Source organism: Tatumella sp. UBA2305 (assembly GCF_002345795.1).
Lineage (GTDB): Bacteria > Pseudomonadota > Gammaproteobacteria > Enterobacterales > Enterobacteriaceae > Tatumella > Tatumella morbirosei.
Window position 1 is genome coordinate 183,036 of sequence record NZ_DDVT01000020.1, and the last position, 19,771, is coordinate 202,806.

At 49.4% G+C, this 19,771-nt stretch carries 25 protein-coding genes; 14 read left to right on the forward strand and 11 right to left on the reverse strand.

The genetic code is table 11. The features are described 5' to 3' along the window. The first annotated feature begins 443 nt into the window (after positions 1 to 443). The 4 genes from adhP (at position 444) to B3Z23_RS13320 (ending at position 4,249) form a co-directional block, all read left to right on the forward strand. Positions 444 to 1,463 (forward strand): alcohol dehydrogenase AdhP, encoded by a 1,020-nt coding sequence (gene adhP / locus B3Z23_RS13305; protein ID WP_294910862.1) that lies wholly within the window; start codon positions 444 to 446, stop codon positions 1,461 to 1,463. A 357-nt stretch (positions 1,464 to 1,820) separates the two neighbouring features. After that, positions 1,821 to 2,606 (forward strand): transcriptional regulator LldR, encoded by a 786-nt coding sequence (gene lldR, locus B3Z23_RS13310; RefSeq protein WP_294910864.1) that lies wholly within the window; start codon positions 1,821 to 1,823, stop codon positions 2,604 to 2,606. Then, positions 2,603 to 3,745: an FMN-dependent L-lactate dehydrogenase LldD gene (gene lldD / locus B3Z23_RS13315; protein WP_294910867.1), complete on the forward strand. Its 1,143-nt coding sequence runs from the start codon at positions 2,603 to 2,605 to the stop codon at positions 3,743 to 3,745. Before lldR ends, lldD begins: the two co-directional genes overlap by 4 nt. 75 nt (positions 3,746 to 3,820) lie before the next feature. Next, a complete protein-coding gene (locus B3Z23_RS13320) occupies positions 3,821 to 4,249 on the forward strand; it encodes an OsmC family protein (RefSeq protein ID WP_294910869.1) in 429 nt (142 codons plus the stop codon). A gap of 48 nt (positions 4,250 to 4,297) precedes the next feature. On the opposite strand, the gene B3Z23_RS13325 is transcribed toward B3Z23_RS13320, so the two are convergent. Next, positions 4,298 to 4,582 (reverse strand): hypothetical protein, encoded by a 285-nt coding sequence (locus B3Z23_RS13325; RefSeq protein WP_294910872.1) that lies wholly within the window; start codon positions 4,580 to 4,582, stop codon positions 4,298 to 4,300. A gap of 83 nt (positions 4,583 to 4,665) precedes the next feature. After that, the gene (locus B3Z23_RS13330) at positions 4,666 to 4,851 is read right to left on the reverse strand and encodes a hypothetical protein (protein WP_038018524.1); all 186 of its coding nucleotides are present in this window, start codon (positions 4,849 to 4,851) and stop codon (positions 4,666 to 4,668) included. Positions 4,852 to 5,075: 224 nt separating this feature from the next. Here B3Z23_RS13330 and B3Z23_RS13335 point away from each other — a divergent pair, with 224 nt between their 5' ends. Further along, a complete protein-coding gene (locus tag B3Z23_RS13335) occupies positions 5,076 to 5,252 on the forward strand; it encodes a hypothetical protein (protein ID WP_294910877.1) in 177 nt (58 codons plus the stop codon). A 51-nt stretch (positions 5,253 to 5,303) separates the two neighbouring features. Here the strand turns inward: B3Z23_RS13335 and B3Z23_RS13340 are convergent, their stop codons facing one another. After that, entirely contained in the window at positions 5,304 to 5,957 is a 654-nt protein-coding gene (locus B3Z23_RS13340) for a CPBP family intramembrane glutamic endopeptidase (protein WP_294910880.1), read from the reverse strand. A gap of 372 nt (positions 5,958 to 6,329) precedes the next feature. Here B3Z23_RS13340 and B3Z23_RS13345 point away from each other — a divergent pair, with 372 nt between their 5' ends. From B3Z23_RS13345 to lpxO, 5 genes are all read left to right on the forward strand, one after another. Beyond that, positions 6,330 to 6,626 carry an I78 family peptidase inhibitor gene (locus B3Z23_RS13345; RefSeq protein WP_294910882.1) on the forward strand — a complete coding sequence of 99 codons (297 nt, stop codon included), beginning with the start codon at positions 6,330 to 6,332 and terminating at the stop codon, positions 6,624 to 6,626. A gap of 292 nt (positions 6,627 to 6,918) precedes the next feature. Further along, the gene (locus B3Z23_RS13350; RefSeq protein WP_294910886.1) at positions 6,919 to 7,146 is read left to right on the forward strand and encodes a hypothetical protein; all 228 of its coding nucleotides are present in this window, start codon (positions 6,919 to 6,921) and stop codon (positions 7,144 to 7,146) included. A gap of 258 nt (positions 7,147 to 7,404) precedes the next feature. Beyond that, positions 7,405 to 7,662, forward strand: coding sequence for a sigma-S stabilization anti-adapter protein IraP (locus tag B3Z23_RS13355; RefSeq protein ID WP_038018536.1), 258 nt, complete (start codon positions 7,405 to 7,407; stop codon positions 7,660 to 7,662). A 106-nt stretch (positions 7,663 to 7,768) separates the two neighbouring features. Then, positions 7,769 to 8,071 carry a PsiF family protein gene (locus B3Z23_RS13360; protein WP_038018539.1) on the forward strand — a complete coding sequence of 101 codons (303 nt, stop codon included), beginning with the start codon at positions 7,769 to 7,771 and terminating at the stop codon, positions 8,069 to 8,071. A gap of 230 nt (positions 8,072 to 8,301) precedes the next feature. Continuing rightward, positions 8,302 to 9,216, forward strand: coding sequence for a lipid A hydroxylase LpxO (gene lpxO, locus B3Z23_RS13365; protein WP_294910892.1), 915 nt, complete (start codon positions 8,302 to 8,304; stop codon positions 9,214 to 9,216). 48 nt (positions 9,217 to 9,264) lie between these two features. On the opposite strand, the gene proC is transcribed toward lpxO, so the two are convergent. Further along, positions 9,265 to 10,077, reverse strand: a complete 813-nt coding sequence (proC, locus tag B3Z23_RS13370; RefSeq protein WP_294910895.1) for a pyrroline-5-carboxylate reductase — start codon at positions 10,075 to 10,077, stop codon at positions 9,265 to 9,267. A 130-nt stretch (positions 10,078 to 10,207) separates the two neighbouring features. On the opposite strand from proC, the gene B3Z23_RS13375 reads away from it, so the two are divergent. Further along, positions 10,208 to 10,651 carry a YaiI/YqxD family protein gene (locus B3Z23_RS13375; RefSeq protein WP_038018548.1) on the forward strand — a complete coding sequence of 148 codons (444 nt, stop codon included), beginning with the start codon at positions 10,208 to 10,210 and terminating at the stop codon, positions 10,649 to 10,651. A gap of 28 nt (positions 10,652 to 10,679) precedes the next feature. Here B3Z23_RS13375 and B3Z23_RS13380 read toward each other — a convergent pair whose 3' ends face one another. Continuing rightward, positions 10,680 to 11,378, reverse strand: coding sequence for a DUF2076 domain-containing protein (locus B3Z23_RS13380; RefSeq protein ID WP_294910899.1), 699 nt, complete (start codon positions 11,376 to 11,378; stop codon positions 10,680 to 10,682). A gap of 362 nt (positions 11,379 to 11,740) precedes the next feature. Between B3Z23_RS13380 and aroL the strand changes: the two genes are divergently transcribed. Then, on the forward strand, positions 11,741 to 12,265 hold the full coding sequence (aroL, locus tag B3Z23_RS13385; protein ID WP_038018552.1) for a shikimate kinase AroL: 525 nt from the start codon (positions 11,741 to 11,743) through the stop codon (positions 12,263 to 12,265). Positions 12,266 to 12,280: 15 nt separating this feature from the next. Here aroL and B3Z23_RS13390 read toward each other — a convergent pair whose 3' ends face one another. From B3Z23_RS13390 to B3Z23_RS13405, 4 genes are read right to left on the reverse strand one after another with little or no spacing between them, the layout of a single operon-like run. Continuing rightward, positions 12,281 to 12,970, reverse strand: coding sequence for an amino acid ABC transporter permease (locus tag B3Z23_RS13390; protein WP_294910904.1), 690 nt, complete (start codon positions 12,968 to 12,970; stop codon positions 12,281 to 12,283). Next, positions 12,960 to 13,748, reverse strand: a complete 789-nt coding sequence (locus tag B3Z23_RS13395) for an amino acid ABC transporter permease (protein WP_414716493.1) — start codon at positions 13,746 to 13,748, stop codon at positions 12,960 to 12,962. The genes B3Z23_RS13390 and B3Z23_RS13395 overlap by 11 nt, the downstream gene beginning before the upstream one ends. After that, the gene (locus B3Z23_RS13400; RefSeq protein ID WP_294910909.1) at positions 13,748 to 14,557 is read right to left on the reverse strand and encodes an amino acid ABC transporter ATP-binding protein; all 810 of its coding nucleotides are present in this window, start codon (positions 14,555 to 14,557) and stop codon (positions 13,748 to 13,750) included. Before B3Z23_RS13400 ends, B3Z23_RS13395 begins: the two co-directional genes overlap by 1 nt. Position 14,558: 1 nt before the next feature. Beyond that, on the reverse strand, positions 14,559 to 15,392 hold the full coding sequence (locus tag B3Z23_RS13405; protein WP_414716492.1) for an ABC transporter substrate-binding protein: 834 nt from the start codon (positions 15,390 to 15,392) through the stop codon (positions 14,559 to 14,561). A 262-nt stretch (positions 15,393 to 15,654) separates the two neighbouring features. Between B3Z23_RS13405 and ppnP the strand changes: the two genes are divergently transcribed. Next, positions 15,655 to 15,939 carry a pyrimidine/purine nucleoside phosphorylase gene (ppnP, locus tag B3Z23_RS13410; RefSeq protein WP_038018563.1) on the forward strand — a complete coding sequence of 95 codons (285 nt, stop codon included), beginning with the start codon at positions 15,655 to 15,657 and terminating at the stop codon, positions 15,937 to 15,939. Between the two features lie 41 nt (positions 15,940 to 15,980). On the opposite strand, the gene rdgC is transcribed toward ppnP, so the two are convergent. After that, positions 15,981 to 16,892 carry a recombination-associated protein RdgC gene (rdgC, locus tag B3Z23_RS13415; RefSeq protein ID WP_294910911.1) on the reverse strand — a complete coding sequence of 304 codons (912 nt, stop codon included), beginning with the start codon at positions 16,890 to 16,892 and terminating at the stop codon, positions 15,981 to 15,983. 147 nt (positions 16,893 to 17,039) lie between these two features. Continuing rightward, positions 17,040 to 18,410: an ethanolamine permease gene (gene eat / locus B3Z23_RS13420; RefSeq protein WP_294910912.1), complete on the reverse strand. Its 1,371-nt coding sequence runs from the start codon at positions 18,408 to 18,410 to the stop codon at positions 17,040 to 17,042. A 266-nt stretch (positions 18,411 to 18,676) separates the two neighbouring features. On the opposite strand from eat, the gene B3Z23_RS13425 reads away from it, so the two are divergent. Beyond that, complete coding sequence (locus B3Z23_RS13425) at positions 18,677 to 19,681, forward strand: phosphotransferase enzyme family protein (RefSeq protein WP_294910914.1); 1,005 nt, start codon at positions 18,677 to 18,679, stop codon at positions 19,679 to 19,681. Positions 19,682 to 19,771: the final 90 nt, after the last annotated feature.

Genomic DNA, 19,771 nt, shown 5'->3' on the forward strand with positions numbered 1-19,771 from the left:
TAACCACTCCGGCCAATGGCCCGGAAGGGTGAGGTTTGCCTGTCAGAAAACAGCATAACCGATTGAATCAGAATCTACCTGTCTATCTTCAGCAATATTTCTGATGATAGAAATCAAATGTTATGAATAAGGAGCGGACACTGCGGGTTACAGGAGATTTGCCCGGCATGGACTATAGGTGAATCTGTCGTCATACTCCCCGGATGCTGTGACTGGGGCGAACATAGAACAGCAGGTTATATACAAAAAATTCTTATTATCATTTGTGTTTATGTAGTTCTGGTCACCACTCTCTGGTCACCGGTATAGTGAACTTCGTTCTGAACTTGTCAGTTTATTTAACCTTTTTGTGATAATTATCAAAACTTACTGCCTGAGACTGAGTAACAGTGGTCTCAGCCTGGGTTACATGGTCTTGTTCACCTTTTTACAGGAGTCCTGGTATGAAAGCTGCTGTCGTTACTAAAGATCATAACGTTGAAATTGTTGATAAAAAGTTGCGTCCTCTTGAGCATGGTGAAGCACTACTTCAGATGGAATACTGTGGTGTGTGTCACACGGATCTCCACGTTAAAAATGGTGATTTCGGTGATAAAACCGGGGTCATCCTTGGGCATGAAGGTATCGGAATTGTCAAACAAATTGGACCTGGCGTTACGTCACTGAAACCCGGGGATCGTGCCAGTGTAGCCTGGTTTTTCCAGGGCTGCGGATACTGTGAATATTGTAACAGTGGAAATGAAACACTGTGCCGTAGTGTGAAAAATGCAGGTTACACTGTGGATGGCGGTATGGCGGAAGAGTGCATAGTGGTCGCCGATTATGCAGTAAAAGTGCCTGACGGGCTTGATGCAGCGGAGGCCAGCAGTATTACCTGCGCCGGAGTGACAACTTATAAAGCCGTTAAGGTATCGAATATTCGCCCCGGACAGTGGATTGCGATTTACGGGCTGGGTGGTCTGGGTAATCTGGCTCTGCAGTACGCCAGGAATGTATTTAACGCCAAAGTGGTCGCTGTTGATGTGAACGAGGCGCAGCTCGAATTTGCCCGTGAGATGGGGGCCGACCTGACTATTAACCCGGTAAAAGAAGATGCCGCTAAAATAATGCAGGAAAAATGCGGTGGTGCGCATGCTGCTGTAGTGACTGCGGTGGCGAAATCTGCTTTCAACTCGGCGGTCTATTGCGTTCGTGCTGGTGGCCGCGTGGTCGCGGTGGGGCTTCCGCCGGAATCAATGAGTCTGGATATCCCGCGGCTGGTACTGGATGGTATCGAGGTTGTAGGCTCGCTGGTAGGTACCCGTAAGGATCTTGCTGAAGCATTCCGCTTCGCTGCTGAAGGTAAAGTCGTGCCTAAAGTTGAAAAACGTCCGGTAGAGGATATCAACGATATTTTCCATGAAATGGAACAGGGCAAGATTAAAGGCCGGATGGTTATCGACTTCTGTACCCATACGCATTAACAGAATACGAGCATAGTCTCTGATGTCATGCAGGCCCTGGCCTTTCAGGTCAGGGCCTTTTTGTGCCCTTAAAACCTCCACCTGCCGGAGGATATTTATTTTGTCTGTGACTGAGAGTGAAAATGACCAGAGGGCCAACCTCATTGCTGCTGTTGTTTATAAAGCAAGCAATTGGTCAGACCAACCCGAGCGGAAAAGTAACATCGTCCACAGAACCTTGATTTGGTATGTGATCTGAACCAGATCTGGTTAACGACAGCCTGGTACAGGGTTAGGATGTAACTGACAACACTGAGTTAACATTTATGTAGCTATGGATACTGCCAGCTCCTGCCCCCCGGAGCTGCGGAGAAATGTATGCCAAAATCATCAGAAAAACTCTGCAATCTGCTGATAAACAGACTGGCGCAATTGATAAAGCAACAATCATTGCAGGCCGGAATGCGCTTGCCTTCTGAACGTGATCTGGCCAGTAAACTACAGGTATCACGGGCATCCGTTCGCGAGGCGCTACAGAAACTTAACAGTTCCGGGGTGATTTATACCCTGCCAGGTGGTGGGAGTTTTGTCCGGGAACGGTCAACTCCCTGGACAGAGAGTGTCATTGTGGAACCGCTAACAACGTTATTAGCTGACGATCCGGAGTACCGACTGGATATCCTGGAAGCCAGACATACACTGGAAGCAGGTACCGCATGGCATGCTGCACTTCGTGCCAGCCCCGATGATAAACAGCGTCTGCAGTACTGTTTTGAAGCCATGAGCGAATTACCGCCGGGAAGTGATACCAGCCTGATAGCTCAGGCTGATGCCAGGTTTCATCTGATGATTGCAGAAGCATCACATAATGCAGTGTTGTTACAAACTATGCGCGGGCTGTTTGGTTTACTGCACAGTTCGGTATTACAAAGCCATCAGCAAATGTTTGCCAGCCAGCAGGTTGTCAGCCAACTGACAGAACAGCACTGGCATCTGCTACAGGCTATTCTCGCCGGAGATGCCTCCGCTGCCAGGGTGGCGGCAGGCAGTCACCTTAGTTTCGTGCATAAAACCACCCAACAACTCGATGAAGACTATGCCAGACAGCAAAGAGTTATACGTCTGCCTGACGAGCTTCAGCAATTCACAGGCAATGGATCATGATTATATCGGCTTCTTCTGATTACCGTGCAGCAGCGGAAAAACGTCTGCCACCATTTCTGTTTCACTATATCGATGGCGGAGCTTATGCCGAGTACACGCTGAAACGCAATACTGATGATCTTTCTGAAGTCGCTTTACGCCAGCGGGTTCTGAATGACATGTCGTCATTAAGTCTTGAAACTCAATTATTTAATGAAACACTATCTATGCCAGTTGCGCTTGGGCCGGTTGGACTGACCGGTATGTATGCGCGGCGCGGAGAAGTTCAGGCTGCCAGGGCTGCTTCAGCAGCAGGAATTCCGTTTACCCTCTCTACTGTCTCGGTATGTCCGATTGAGGAAGTTGCGCCGGTAATGTCCCGTCCTATGTGGTTCCAGTTGTATGTTCTACGGGACCGCGCATTTATGCGAAATGCCCTGGAAAGAGCGAAGGCTGCAGGCTGCTCAGTTTTGGTATTCACTGTGGATATGCCCACCCCGGGAGCTCGTTATCGTGATGCACATTCGGGGATGAGTGGACCTTTTGCCGCTTCCCGCCGTTACCTGCAGGCTGTACAACATCCCGGTTGGGCATGGGATGTAGGATTACTGGGGCGGCCACATGACCTGGGTAATGTCTCGGCTTATCTCGGTAAACCCACCGGACTGGAAGACTATATAGGCTGGCTGGCGAAAAACTTCGATCCTTCAATTTCATGGAAAGATTTGGAATGGATTCGTGAATTCTGGGATGGGCCTATGGTCATTAAAGGCATCCTTGATCCACAGGATGCGCAGGATGCGGTTCGTTTTGGTGCTGACGGTATTGTGGTATCAAATCATGGCGGGCGGCAACTGGATGGGGTGCTGTCCACGGCCCGTGCCTTACCCTCAATCGCGGATGCAGTTAAAGGAGATATAACAATACTGGCTGATAGCGGTGTTCGTAACGGTCTGGATGTAGTGAGGATGCTGGCATTGGGGGCGGATACAGTACTGCTCGGCAGGGCGTTTATCTATGCATTGGCGGCCCATGGGCAGCAAGGGGTAGACAATCTTTTGAAACTGGTAGCCAACGAGATGCGTGTCGCTATGACACTGACCGGGGCAAAATCGATCAATGAAATCAGCCGTGAACTGCTGGTCAATGTGGCAAAATAAGATAATTCATAAAACCCGGTGATGTGGTGCCGGGGGACTATACTTAATGCTTTATACCCTGAAGCGGAGGATAGTATGACAATACATAAAAAAGGCTCGGCACACTGGGAAGGTGATATTAAAGGTAAAGGTACTGTCAGTACCCAAAGTGGCGCCCTGAGTCAGCAGCCCTATGGGTTTAATACCCGGTTTGAAGATAAGCCCGGAACCAATCCTGAAGAGCTGATAGGTGCAGCACATGCTGCCTGTTTTTCTATGGCATTATCTTTGATGCTAGGACAGGCGGGACATCCGCCGAAAAGTATTGATACTACTGCCGATGTGTCACTGGATAAAAAAGGTGAGGGTTTTGCTATCACTAAGGTTGCTCTGGTCAGTGAGATTGAGTTGCCTGGTATTGATGAAAAAACCTTTGAAGAAATTATCCTGAAAGCCAAAGCCGGTTGCCCGGTCTCTCAGCTGCTGAACACCGAAATAACCCTTGATTACACATTAATCAACTGAAGGGTATCTGGCCCGCAGTGAGTGCGGGCTATGCATTTTCCGCCGAAATTACTCATCGTTCTCCTGTTCTTCAGCCATCAGTCCGGCATGCTGAATTGCCTGACGAATTTTGCTGTTTCCGGCAGGTCTGCCAGAGGAGTGAACACGAGTAACACGGGAAGGGTCGGCGGCGATAAATTCAAACGTCGGTGCGTAGTAAAAGGGGAGCCAACCCCCAAAACCCGATTCCCACTCCCAACGGACAGGGCAGGGCCAGATAATATCCTGATATAACAGGTAATAAACCCAGCGCCCGGAAGGTTTTCTTGGTCGGGATTGTTTTTTCACTTTCATAAAATGCCCGCAGTTCAGCGTAAAACGTTAATCATCAGAAATGGCGGGTGATGAGCCGCAGATTAACCGGTATGCAAAGTGCATCATTGTGGTTGTGGATCGCGATGAACTTCCCCGCAAATCAGTACGGCGTGCGGGCGCACTTTATGAATCCGGTCAGCCATCATTTCACAACTGGCCTGGTTGGGAAAAATATGCTCTGAAACGGGCAAAGCATCACAGGCATCATTGCCACAGGCACTGACTAATAATACAAATCCGATTAACATGACTGACTCCTTAGCTCAGTATCCTCGTGTCCCGGCAGCCGGAAGATGAGTATAGCATTGGTGCTGGCATCTTCCTGCAGCCGGTAATACCAGAATCCGGCGCCTTTATTGCATCCGTTCGTCATCAAAGACCGAAAAATAGAGCGGTTATCCTGCCAGTGAGTAGTTAACTGCGTTACACTTCAGGTTTGCGTTATTTAATTCAATACCTACAGGTACTCTTTATGAACGAAGCGATTTCCCAACCCGCAGAACATCCAAAGCAGGCTGCATTACAGCTGGTCATCGAGCTGGTACGTGCCGGAAAACTCAGTCCGCTCCAGGGGGATGCCGCCAATATGATTTCGATTTATGAACAATTTAAAAATCATTTTGAACAGGAGAACGCTCAACCGAAATAATCCTGGCTTGTACTGTTGGGGGGGCCAATGCGGTCTCCCGGAGTATAAACGTCAGAATGCTGAAAGATACAATGCCGGAGCCAGTGCAATCAGATTATTAAGCGTATGCAGAAATACCGGCAATGCCAGTCCGTTACTTTTCAGCCTGGCCCAACACAGTAACAGAGAAAAGAGTGTCAGGGCAGCAATAGATTGCCAGTGTACATACTGGGTATGCAGAGCGGCAAATAACAGAGAGGTCAGTAGCATACAGGCAAACCGGCTTTTGGGTGCCCATAGCAGAAAGGTTTGTAGCAAAAAGCCACGAAACAACACCTCTTCAAATACCGGGGCCAGACATACTGCGGTGATCAGTAAAATCAACTGTGAGCTCCGTGCCTGGCTGGCCTGTTCCGACAGCCAGACTTCGGGCAGCAGGTACTGAGTTTCCGCCACCATCAGTACCAGCAATGCCAGCGTGAACAGCAATGTTTGCAACGGCTGAAGCTGATTAAAGGGAATATCTGTCCGGCGCTGACAATAAAAACGGTACAATGGATAGATGACCGCAAATTCAAACAAACAAATTACCGGCACCAGTAAGCCACTGGTACGCAGTGCAGCAAAATTAGGGAACAGCGTTATCACCAGTGTTATCAGGTAGTAGATAACAAAACTGCCAAGATAGAACGCGGTCAGTGTTATTTTGTCTGATTGAGTGTTCATCGGTCGCTCAGCGTTAAGAATCTTCCGAATAATATCAACGGTACAAATCACTGTCGAGTCATGGCAGACAATCACCCAGGACTTTCGATACCATGCCGGATATTGACTGGCTTTTCAGGTGGTGATTTTTTATTTAATTGCTTGAGTTTAAATGATTTAAATTGTATTGCCAATGGCCGGATTGGCGAAAAAGCAAACGACCCTGACGCGCCGACAGCGGTAAGCTTCAGGAGATTCTAATCTTTTTCCGAAGGGATTTTCCGTGTCATAGGTGTCATTTCGTTATTAAATAATCCACAGAACGATCTGCTTGTTGCAAAGCCTTCATACGGTCAGTCCGCAAAGTATGGACTGTTGAACAGAGGAATTGATATGACATTAAATGGAAAAGCGTTACTGGTCTCCGGGATTTTACTGCTGGCGGGCTGCCAGTCAGCCAGTCAGCATGATAAGACACAAACCACTTATGTGCCTGATGATGACATGTGTGGAGCATCTGATTATCAACAATATATCGGCAAACCGTTGTCATCGGTGAATGATCTACGTTTTGATAATCCTGTCAGGGCGATTGCGCATGACTCAGTCGTCACCATGGATTTTAATCTTCGGAGGCTGAATTTTTTTGCCGATGCACAGGGGAATATCACCAAAGTCTATTGCGGTTAATGTCACTGCGTGTCATCAGAAAGTCATCATCGTTAGCTAATATCACACGCACTCGTTACCGAATCCTTTTCCCGCTACGGCGGGATTTTTTTTTGGGGTCAACAAACCGTCTCGGGTGAGGCCGGAGCCAATTAATGATCTGCATCTGCTTGAGTTTTTCTGCTGAAACGGTCCAGACGTCGCGTGAAGAAAATAACAATTTCAGGCAATTGTGTCGTTTTGCTGCCATCTTATCGTCTGGTTATTGTAAGAGAATCGTCATGATTGGTTTCACAAAATCAATAGCCAGCTGATGCAGATTTTTCTTACCCACCTTAGCGATATACTGCGGATGTTTTCAGATAACAACCACAATATCGAGGTTATTATGGTACGACTGTTTAAAATTGCTGCAGTGCTGGGAGTCGTGGTTATGCTGAACGGCTGCATTTTCCCACCTCCGGGTGGCGGCGGTGGTGGCGGTTGGGGCGGCGGCGGTCACGGCGGCGGTGGCCCTCATTACGGGTATAACGGGCATTAATCTGCCAACAGTTGAGCCAGGGCGGGTGTACACCCGCCCTGAAACTTTAGCCTCCCATAACGAACTGACTTTTATCGTGGCTGTTGGCTCTGTGATTCACATATTTCCCCTCTAAATTGCCTTTTGTTTTTTTTCCAGTGAACAACTCTGAGACGCTGTGGGCACTTCTGCTTTATTTGCACCCGGTTTTACAAAAAAATCTGTTTTTTTATGAATTTGATGTTAACTTCAGGCCTCAGAGAATGCCGAGGCTTAAGTATGAAAAACCTGATCGCTGAGCTGTTAATAAAACTTGCTGAAAGAGATGAAGAATATAAGCTTCAGACGGAGCGACTTGCAGCAATGGAAGTTATTTTATCGGTGGTACTGGATAGCCTGCCTGCAGAATCACTGCACCAGTTTGAAACAAAATTACAACAGCGGATGGCTCAAAATAGCGATTCTGTTGGCGGCGTTTTTCATGATGATGCTTACTCACGGTTTATTGCTGAAATTTCTGCAGCAAAACATTCATAGTCAGATGGATAATCCTCAATAAGTTGCAGATAATATGAATACCGCTGTTACTCAGGCGGTTTTATCTCTGGCTTAATGGCCGGTATCTATTTGACAGGAGTAAGCAATGAAAAAGATGATGATCGCACTGGCTCTGTGCGGACTTTGTGTTGCAGGTTCAGCTTCCGCTGCTGAAAAAACTGCACAACAACAGAAAATGACTGACTGCAACCACGAGGCCAGTTCCCAGAGCCTGAAAGGTGATGCCCGTAAAAATTTTATGAGCACCTGTCTGAAAAAAGATCATAAAGTTGAGGGGCTGACAGCACAACAACAGAAGATGAAAACCTGTAATGCTGATGCAAAGCAAAAAGCATTAAAGGGTGATGCCCGTAAATCGTTTATGAGCAGCTGCCTGAAAAAAAGCTGATTTCCCGGAAGTTTCGCTGAATAATATTTTCCAGACAGCCTCATATTGAGGCTGTTTTTCAAACTATGGCTGCATGCAAAGTGCTATCCCTGCCGGAAACCGCATTTGTTGTCACAACAACGCTTCTCCGCTACTCTATATTTCTCTGCGGTCTGACATTTAATTAAATGTTACATATTTACCTGCCTGGCCACTTTTTATAGAGCATCGTTAAATTAAGGATAAGATCGGTGGTTGCCCTGATTATTATTTGTGTATTTGTTATTAGCGTAAGTTATGCCCATTCCCGGGGGAAAGTGAAACAAAAAATGTCCCGGCAATTATTTGACCATTCGACATTTATGGCTCCGGTAAATATGTTTATGACCGGATTATCAACTCTTCCGTCGCAACAGGCATGGTTACCGGAACAGACCTTTCCTGAGCTGGGACCTTTGAAAGAACACTGGCAAACGATACGTGAGGAAGCGATTAATCTGCAGGATCATATTAAAGCGGCCAGCGGAAATAACGATGCCGGTTTTAATACATTCTTTAAACGTGGTTGGAAGCGCTTTTATCTGAAATGGTACGGAGATGCGCATCCCTCGGCAGAACAACTCTGTCCGGTAACCACCCGGTTGGTGAGTTCTATTCCCTGTATCAAAGCGGCGATGTTTGCTGAATTACCTGCAGGTAGCCATTTGGGGCAACACCGCGACCCTTATGCGGGCTCCGTACGTTATCATTTGGGGTTGGTGACTCCAAATAATGACCAGTGCTTTATTGAAGTAGATGGAGAAAGACGCAGCTGGCGGGATGGTGAGGCGATTATCTTTGATGAAACCTTTGTCCATTGGGCGCAGAATAACACTCAGCAAACCCGGATCATTTTATTCTGCGATATTGAAAGGCCAATGAAATGGCGTTGGGCAGCGGCAGTCAATCACTGGGTGGGGGAAAATCTGATGTCTGCAGCCACTTCACCCAATGATGAAACTGACCGGACGGGCGCGATTAACCGGATATTTAAGTATATCAGCGCAGCACGTGATGCAGGTCAACGTCTGAAAAAGCGCAACCGTAAGCTTTACTACATTCTCAAAAATACCGTGATTGCGCTCATTTTCCTGTGGCTGTTGGTGTCGGTATTCAGGCACTGGTAGAGCGGATGAGCAGGTTTCCGGCTTAGCAGCCGGAAACCGCGCAGAAATTTACTTTTTACTTAACTCTTCAGATTTTTCCATGCATTTTTGCATAGCCAGCATAACCGCGGCACGGAATCCCTGGCTTTCGAGAGTCTGTACCGCTTCAATCGTGGTACCGCCAGGTGAGCAAACACTGTCTTTTAACTGCGCAGGATGCAGTCCGGTTTCCAGTACCATCTGTGCCGCGCCTTTTACCGCCTGAGCAGCAAATTCGTAAGCCTGTTTTCTGGGCATTCCACCCAGTACGGCGGCATCCGCCATCGCTTCAATCAGCATAAATATATACGCCGGGGAAGACCCACTGACTCCGACAACAGAATGGATTAAATATTCGCTGACCTGTTCTGCTTTACCGAAACTCCGGAAAATCTGTAACACGATGTCGGTTTCATCTGCGGTGACCAGACCATTGGGAGTGACAGAGCTCATACCTTCACCCACTAATGCCGGGGTATTAGGCATCACACGAATGATTTTGCGCGAGTCCCCGAGCACAGCCGCAAGGGTTTCCAGAGTGACACCTGCCGCAATGGAAACGACCAGAATGTCTTTTTTTAACTGTCCGGCAATATCACTTAATACTTTGCTAATCACATTTGGCTTGACTGCTGCCACCAGAATATCCACAGCACCGGCCAGCGACTCCGGGCTTTCAGCGGCCTTCAGACCATATTTTTCCGCCATTTCCTGGTTGGTTGCGCTTTTACGGTCAAATACCCAGATATTTTCCGGGGCTATTATCTGGCTCTTCACAATACCGTTAATAATCGCTTTGGTCATATTACCGCAGCCGATAAAACCAATTTTTTTGTTGAGCATTACCTGTCCTTTATGAGTGTCAGAGAATGAGCTGGACTCAGGTTATTCGCCTGACAACATGGAGATAAATAGTTGTTCTCCGTCGGCATAATAGTTCACAATTCGGGTTTAGTCCCTGGCAGGAATGATTATGGCTATCTGGGTTGACGCAGACGCTTGTCCGACAGTAATCAAAGAAATACTTTATCGTGCAGCCGAAAGAACGCAAACACATATTACTTTCGTCGCTAATCAGTCACTGCGATTGCCGCCCTCACCCTGGCTGCACAGCTTACGGGTAGCTGCAGGGTTTGATGTGGCGGATAATGAAATCGTCCGGCAGGTTGCGAAAGGCGATTTGGTGATTACCGCAGACATTCCGCTGGCGGCTGAAGTTCTGGAAAAAGGGGCTGCGGCACTCAACCCAAGAGGAGAACGTTATTCTCCGGCGACTATTCGTGAGCGGTTAACCATGCGCGATTTTATGGATACGCTGCGGGCCAGTGGGATCGCGTCAGGCGGCCCGGCGGCCCTGAATCAGAAAGACAGGCAATTATTCGCCAATGAACTGGATAAATGGTTCAGGCAGCGCTAAGGCTGCCTGACCTTACCAGACCGGACGATTACAGGAAGCTGTCATCGTCATCGTTGAAATTATTATCGCCAAAGAAACTGTCAAACCCACCGCTATTGTTATCATCCCAACGGTTATCATCAGCCGGCAGGCCGTTATCCCCGTAATTGAACGTATCGAGGTTCTGGTCAACGTCCGGGAGCTGTGGCTCCGGCTCGTTAATAATATTCACGATTTCTTCAGGCTGTGAATGATGGAACATACTGGTCAGCATATCCGCTAACACAACCCCACCGGCGACCCCGGCTGCAGTTTGTAACGCCCCGCCCAGAAAACCAGTACCCCGGGCCGCAGCCGGCGGAGCACTATAGGTGGGTTGTTGTGCAGGAGCCTGCTGGGGCTGTTGCGGATTCCCCCAGGCGGATGATTCCCGGGGGGCCTGCTGGCGAGGTTGGGTATTGCCGCCGCCAAATAAACCGGCCAGGAAGCCGCCACTACTCTGCTGTGGCTGCTGTTGTTGCTGTTGCTGGAGTCGTGTTTCCAGCTCAGAAATGCGGTCATTAAGTTTTTTCAGTGCGGCTTCCTGAATGAGCAAGGCCTGCGACATATAGTAAGCCGCCGCGGGCTGATTTTGCAGATGGGTTTTAATTAACTGTTCTGCCGCAGGATCGCGCGGGCCGGTTTGGCTTTCAGCCTGTTGTAACCGGCTAAACAGACCATCAATCAGTTTTTGTTCTTCGCTCTGCATGGTGAAACCTCTCATCATCTTAAATGTCATCATCGCCCGGAGTTCAGGGATAATGCTTGTGACATTTTGTTACAAACCGGCGCCGGCAGTTGTCACAGTAATCACCGGAGCCCTGAAATTATGATACTGTTGGCTAAATCTGGCAAAATCCCGGTTCAGCCCTCTATATATGAGGGTGACGCCAGCTAAAGTAAACGTGATCGCGGTAAAAAAATATTGCTGTCGGCCTGAAGTGGCGGGGGATTAAGTATTTAACACCTGTAACCGCTGTCTTCAGGTGGCTGTGGACGCTATTTCCGGTTATCATGCACAGGCTTTATATTCAGTCTCTTTAAAATTATCCCGGCGGAGGATCGGCCTTTATGTCATTACCCATCTATCTGATAGGTGCCCGGGGTTGTGGAAAAACAACCATAGGACATCTGTTATCACAGACATTGGGCTATGCATTCCATGATACGGACCATCATTTGCAATCGTCATTACAGTGCACCATTGCACAAATAGTTGACGAACAGGGGTGGGAAAGCTTTCGTCATAAAGAATCTGAGTCGCTGGTGGCGGTTACAGCGGAGTCGTCAGTGATAGCGACCGGCGGTGGGATTATCCTGCGTCAGGAAAACCGCCAGTTTATGCGTGACCACGGCTGGGTTTTTTGGTTGAGTGTTGAACCGGGGGAGCTTGCCAAGCGGCTGAGCGCAGATCCTGAGGCTGAACAGCGTCCAACACTGACTGGCCGGCCAATTACCGAAGAAATGAGTGATATCCTAAAAGTCCGAAGCCCGCTCTATTCTGCTACAGCTCACCACATCATTGATGCTTGCCGTGCGCCACAGGAAGTTGTCAGCAATATTCTGCAGGTGTTATCACAGCAGCGTGCCGGGTAATTCCCCCGGCACCCTTCATATCCACTGACGGCGATTTTTCTGCCAGCGTTTAGTCAGCAATTCCAGACCAAAACACAACAGATAATAGACCGCGCCGGTAAATATAAAGATAGCTACAGGGTAAATCTGTACCCGGTTATTGACCTGTCCGGCCAGTGTGGTCAGTTCCGGAACATTAACGATAAAAGCCAGCGAAGTATCTTTTAACAGGCTGATAAAGATACCCGTCAGCGAGGGCAGAATATTTCGCAGTACCTGTGGTAGCAAAATGTACCAGAAAGTGGCTGCAGTACCGAAACCCTGTGCCCGGGCCGCTTCAGACTGACCCGCAGGCAATGCAGCCAATCCGGAAAGTACCGTATGCATCACTGAGGCTGAAGTGAACCAGGCCAGCGCCAGGGTCACGGTGAGTGGTCCCGGGATTTCGATACCACTGAGCATCGGTAGCAAATACCATAACCAAAAAATCACAAATATCAGCGGAATACCGCGAATCAGATCAGCCCAGATAAACAGCAATCTGCGCCAGGTTGCAGAACCATAGTTTGCGCTGGCAGCCAACAGGGTACCCAGCGGTAATGCCAGAAGGGCGGCCCCCGCCGTCATCAACAGCGTGAGAACAACGCCGCCGGGTGTCCCCCGGGCAGTTTGCCCCCACAGTAAATATCCAAGATTATCGGTAATGACCGAAATTTCAGCGTTCATCAGGTTTACTCTCAGGCAACACATTAATAGTTGCAGGTTGGTAAGTCACAGGACTGCTGAAGACTTTGCGGCCCAAAGCCCCCAGAGCACTGCCCAGTAGCAGCCCGGTAAACAGATAAATGGCAGATCCTACTGCAAATGCTTCCAGTGCGTGGGCGTTATAACTTTCAATCTGTCGGACCTGATAAGTCAGTTCAGCAAAGCCAATAGCGCTGGCCAGAGATGATAGTTTCATCAGATTCAGGTACTGCCCGATAATAGGCTGCCAGGCATTGTGCAGTGCCTGAGGCAGGATTATCCAACGTAATAGTGTCCAGCCGCGGAACCCCTGGGCCAGAGCAGCTTCCTGCTGGCCACGTGAAATAGCACGAATACCTGATTCTGTCTCGCCGACCAGAAATGCTGAACCAAAAACTGCCAGCCCCCAGGCAGAGCAGATAAACTCGGGTGTCAGCCACCAGACATTTCCTGGTAGTACCGACCAGGGGTAAACATTATTTATCACCGCTTTCCAGTCCGACGGTAGCAGATTCCAGGCGGCGAAATACCAGAACAGCAGTTGCACCAGAATCGGGGTATTACGAAATACCGAGACCCACACAGCAACAATAGCCTGAGCCGGGCGAAACTGGCTGAGTTGTAACCCCAGTAACAGTATTGCCAGCAGGGTGGCAAGAAAACATCCAGCAAGAGTGACCCATACCGTGGTAAGAAAACCGGAAATAATCCATTGCAGTGGTTGTCCGGAAAGCACACCATGCCAGTCTAAATGAATCATCAAGGCTCAGGTTCCTGATGCAGAGGATTGAGAACTTTTTGCAGAAAACGTTGTGCCCGTGGATGTTCCGGAGCGTGAAAAAAATCCCCGGGATGGCTGTTTTCCAGAATTTGCCCCTGGTCGATAAACACAATACGGTCGGCAATTTCTCTGGCAAACTGCATTTCATGAGTGACGACCAGTAATGTGATGCCGCTGTGGGCCAGTTGCTTCATTACCAGCAACACTTCACCTATCATTTCCGGGTCGAGCGCTGAAGTCGGTTCATCGAACAGCAGTATTTTCGGTTCAGATGATAATGCACGAGCAATGGCGACCCTTTGCTGCTGCCCCCCGGATAACTGTGCAGGAAAATGGTTGGCTTTATCTGCCAGACCGACCTGCTTCAGTAGGGTTAGCGCCCGTTGTCTGGCCTGTTCAGAAGACTGACGGTGAATTTTTTCCAGAGCCAGTGTGATATTTTGCTGTGCCGTCAGATGGGGATAGAGATTAAATTGCTGAAAAACAAATCCGATCTGCTGGCGCAGGTCCTGCAATGCTCGTCCTTTCAGAGTACTGACCGGTCGGTTATCGATAAAAATCTCGCCACTGGTAATGGACTCCAGTTGATTGACCAGCCGGATAAGGGTTGATTTTCCGGAACCCGAAGGTCCAAGAATCGCCACAACTTCCCCCGCGTTGACTGACAAATCGATACCCTCAAGTACCTGATGGCTGCCATAGCGCTTACTGACCTGACGGAACAGGATCTGTGCCTGTTGTGATGAGTTGTCCGCCGTAGCGGCGGACAGAGGTGAAAGCACAGACATCTTAGTTAGCTTTAATCGTGAAATTACGGGGTTGTGGGGCTGGAGTGCCCGGGCCGAACCAGCGGTTATAGATGGTAGTTGCCTCGCCACTTTTCTCCAGACTGACCAGTTCAGTATTGACCGCATTCAGCAATGCCGGTTGGTTTTTAGAGACACCAATACCAATTTCTTCTTTACTCAGCAGGTCTGGCAGGATCTTAAATTTCTGTTTATCCGGCGCTTCTGCCAGCAGCCCTGCCAGGATCGTACTGTCCTGGGTAATGGCCTGAACATTACCGTTGCGTAGTGCGGTTAATGCCAGAGGAATATCATCATAAGCCAGTACCCGGGCCTGCGGAAAACGCTGATGCAGTGCCTGTTCACCGGTGGTGCCTTTGACTGCACCAATCCGGTCTTTGCTGTAACTGTCCAGAGAGTTACTGGCAGTGGCCGGGACCAAAAACTGTTGGCCGGTCACAAAGTAAGGGGTGGAAAAGTCGACCACCTGTGCCCGCTCTGGCGTAATGGTGATATCAGCGACAATCAGATCAGCTTTGCCCGACTGCAACAATGGAATTCGGTTGGCAGGGTTAGTCGCCACCAGTTGTAATTTGACGCCCCAGGCCTTGGCCAACGCTTTAGCAAAGTCGATGTCATAGCCCACCAGTTCATGCGTTTTAGGATCTACCGATCCAAAGGGTGGATTAGCATCAAAGGTGGCCACTTTAACTACCCCGGCCTTTTTAATATCCGCTAATTGATCTGCATGAGCTGCAGAGATTGCCAGGCTATTCAACGCCAGCAGGCTGAGTGCAAAAATCGCATTTTTTCTGTTAGTCAGCGTCACAGTCATCATCCTCCGGGAGATTATTATCATTTGTTGTCTGTTCACTACGCTCCCATAACTTATGGCTATATCAAAATTCATAAAAATGCTTATCTATAAGAAAAATGTATTAAAGAGGGTTTGCGCATCGAATCAGCCTGAAACTGCTCTGTGGTCAAACCCGCTCAGCGCAATTTATTAAGCTGATGATCGGGCTGATTATTTACGTGACAAGTTGAATGCACTGCTTTTACACTGTCAGAAACCCCCTGCTGACTATTAAGGAATCTGCATGCTGAAGTCTAATGAGTACTTTGAAGGTAAAGTGAAGTCGATTGGTTTTGAAAACTCGCTGTCCGGAGTTTCATCGGTCGGGGTAATGTCTGCAGGTGAGTACACTTTTGGTACCGGAAAACCGGAAGAGATGACAGTGGTCAGTGGTTCTCTGAAAGTTTTACTGCCAGGTGAAACCGAATGGCGCTGGTACGAAGCAGGGCAGGTATTTAATGTGCCAGGCAACAGCGAATTCTATTTACAGGTAGCGGAAGACAGCGCCTACCTGTGCCGTTATCTGTAACGGATTTTCCATGCTCTGCATTTGCAGAGCATGGAAGCCTGCTATTGTTGTGCTTCGCCACCTAAAGCGGCAACCAGGGCTTCAGTAAACGCGGCCAGTTCCCCGGTCATCAATACAAAATCTGCATCAAAACGTAATGCCTGATCTTCACGATCAATATCGTCATTCTGTTCACGCAAAGTATCGCTGAACTTGAGACGTTTGAGAGTCCCGTCATCACAGACCACAAACTGCAGACGTTCCTGCCAGTCCAGAGCGAGTTTAGTCACCCTTTTTCCGGCTTCGATATGATGAGCAATTTCATCGCTGACCAGTGCCTGTTTCTTACAACGAATTACTCCGCCTTCTTCCAGCGTAGATTTCAGCTCAGCTTCGTCCAGCAGGGCAAACCCGGCCGGCAGACTGCCGGAACGGACCCATTCAGTCAGGGTGAGTTCAACCGGCGTTTCCAGCGCGAGTGGCACCACCGGCAATGAACCGAGACTTTTACGTAGCAGTGCCAGTAAATCTTCAGATTTTTTGGCACTGGCACTGTCAGTCATAATCAGCTGATGTTGCGTGTCAATCCACAACCATGTCTGGCTGTAGCGGCTGAAGGCACGTGGCAACAGACTATGAATGACTTCATCTTTCAGCGAATCTTTTTCGGTTTTTTTCAGTTTCCGTTGCTGTTCGGCTTCCAGACGACTGATTTTGGCCTCAAGTGCCTGCTTAATCACCGGTGAAGGCAGGATTTTTTCTTCTTTACGGGCACAAAGCAGCATCTGACCATTACTGAAATGCACCAGTGAGTCGGTCTGGTTATTCAGTGGGGGGACCCAGCCGGTTTTCATCTGATCCTGGCTACCGCAGGGGGTAAAACTGCATGCGCTCAGTTGTTTCTCCATATCGTCAGCAGATAACGGGATTTCCCGGCTGAGACGATAAACCATCATATTTTTAAACCACAGCATCTGAATTCCTTAAGCCAGCATTGTCCGGATTGCCGGGTGATGATACCCAATCGTTGGGCGGGTTTCAGCATTCGTGGTAATAAATCAGAGAAACTTACACGGGAAGGGGGAAGAGCGTGGCAGAAAGTATTCCTGCCACCTGTACGTTTATGATTCCTGACTCATCAGTAACTCATCGCGAGGGGCTTCCCGGCGCTGGGCAGAGGTCAGACGGAAATAGCAGTAACCGGTCAGCATAATCGCCACAAACAACAGGGCGATTACCGGATTAAACCAGACCATCGATACCAGGCAAACGATGGCCAGAATCAGGGCAATACCCGGTACCAGTGGGTAGCCAGGGGCCTTAAAACTCCGGGGCATCTCCGGCTGGCTACGGCGTAATTTAAACAGACTCAACATGCTCATGATATACATCACAATGGCACCAAACACGGCCAGAGTGATCATCGCGGCGGTCAGCGTCATACCCTGCAGATGAATCCAGTTATCACTAAAGATTGCGATGATGCCGATAACACCTCCGGCGAGGGTTGCGCGGTAAGGGGTCTGAAAACGAGACAGTTTTGCCAGTGAGGGGGGCAGATATCCGGCGCGTGCCAGCGCGAAAAACTGCCGTGAGAAGCCAAGGATAATCCCGTGGAAACTGGCAATCAGGCCAAACAGGCCAATCCACACCAGCATATGCATCCAGCGCGAGTGTTCACCGACAATCATCTTCATCGCCTGAGGCAGAGGATCGTTGATATCTGAGAGTTTACGCCAGTCTCCCGCCCCCCCGGCCAACAGCATCACACCAATGGCCAGCACGACCAGCGTCAGAATTCCTGCGATATAGGCCCGTGGGATATTTTCACGCGGATCTTTCGCCTCTTCGGCTGCCATGGCTGCACCTTCAATCGCCAGAAAAAACCAGATAGCAAACGGGATGGCGGCGAAAACACCACTGATCGCCTGTAGCCCAAAACCTTCAGCGCCGGCCCAGCCGTGGGCGGTGAAATTTGCCAGGCTGAACCCCGGAGAGACCACTCCCATAAATACCAGTAGTTCAACCACCGCCAGCAGGGTAACAATAAGTTCAAACATTGCCGCCAGTTTGACACCAAGGATATTCAGTCCCATAAACACCAGATAGGCCACGACCGCCGCAATCTTTGGGTCCAGCGAAGGAAACTGTACGTTCAGATAAGCACCGATAGCCAGGGCAATCGCCGGAGGGGCAAATACAAACTCAATCAGGGTTGCCAGCCCGGCGATGAGCCCGCCGGTTTCACCGAATGCCCGCCGGCTATAGGCAAAAGGGCCTCCGGCATGCGGAATGGCAGTAGTCAGTTCGGTAAAACTAAAAATAAAACAACCGTACATCAATGCTATCAGGAGTGTGGTGATAAGAAAGCCGAGAGTTCCTGCGACGCCCCAGCCATAACTCCAGCCAAAATACTCGCCCGAAATGACCAGACCTACGGCAATTCCCCACAGTGAAAAGGTACCAAGCGTGGGCTTAAGTTTTGTTGTCATGATTGTATCCCCGTCGTATTTGCACTTCCCGCCGGATCTCAGGCCTGCGGAATAAGCTGTCACAGGGATAATGCCGCGCGATGGAGTCAGAATACCTGACCCTGGCCGTCATAAATTTGTCATCTGAAGTCAACTTCGCTCCCGGGTTCTGCATTTTTGTCGTGTAAAGCCAGGTTTTGCTGCTGCAGAGTCAGGAAATACGTCACTTACCACAGGCATGCTGAAGTTAACCATGACAGACTTAATGACCAATCGGGGTGCGGATAATGGATGTACAGCAGAATGATTCTTTAACTGACCAGCAACTGATGCAGATAGCCACGGCGGCGCTGCAGCACTATCCGCAGTTGAGTGACGGACAGTTATCGCTGATTTGCCGTTCTGAAAATGCGACCTTTTCGCTGGTATCCGAGGGGCAGCGTTATGCCCTGCGTCTTCATCGGGCGAATTATCACAGCAAGCAGGATATCGCCAGTGAATTACTGTGGCTGGATGCGCTCAGAGAAAGTGGCATTGAAGTTCCCCAGGCAGTCAGAGACCCGCAGGGCGAGCAGGTTCAGACGTTACAGACAGAAGACGGAGATGTCCGGCATGTGGTCATTTTTCACTGGATGGACGGCGAAATGCCAACCACCAGTGTCGATCCTGTGGCTTTCCGGGCACTTGGCGAAGTCACCGCCAGACTACACCGGCACAGCCGTCAGTGGCAAAGGCCGGACGCTTTTCAGCGCATTATCTGGGATCACCAGACTATGGTGGGAGAGCAGGGACACTGGGGGCGCTGGCAGGATGCCCCCCGACTGGATTGCCAGCATTATCCCTTGATTGGTCAGGCGTTGCAGAAAATTAACCAGCGTCTGACAGACTACGGGCAGCCACCGGAACGCTATGGTCTGATCCATGCCGATCTCAGGCTGACTAACCTGTTGCATCATCAGGGGCAGACCAAAATTATCGACTTTGATGACTGTGGCTTTGGCTGGTACATGCATGATCTGGCGGCAGCCATTAGCTTCTTTGAACATCATCCCCGGGCTGCAGACTGGATCGAAAACTGGCTGGCAGGATATGAAAAGTCTGCTCATATCAGCGATGAAGATCTGGCTATACTGCCGGATTTACTGATGCAGCGCCGGTTACAGCTCAGCGCCTGGATGGGATCGCATGCCAGTACAGAAATGGCGCGTGGACTGGAACAGGAGTGGTCGGCGGAGACTGTGCGTTTATGCCGTCGCTATCTGGAGACTGACCGCTGGCCGGTAGGGCAGTAATGCACAATGGCTGTGCAATATGCGATTCAGTCACTGTCCAGGCTGCGGCTAAACCGCGCTATGATACCACTTTGCTCTGGTACGAAAATT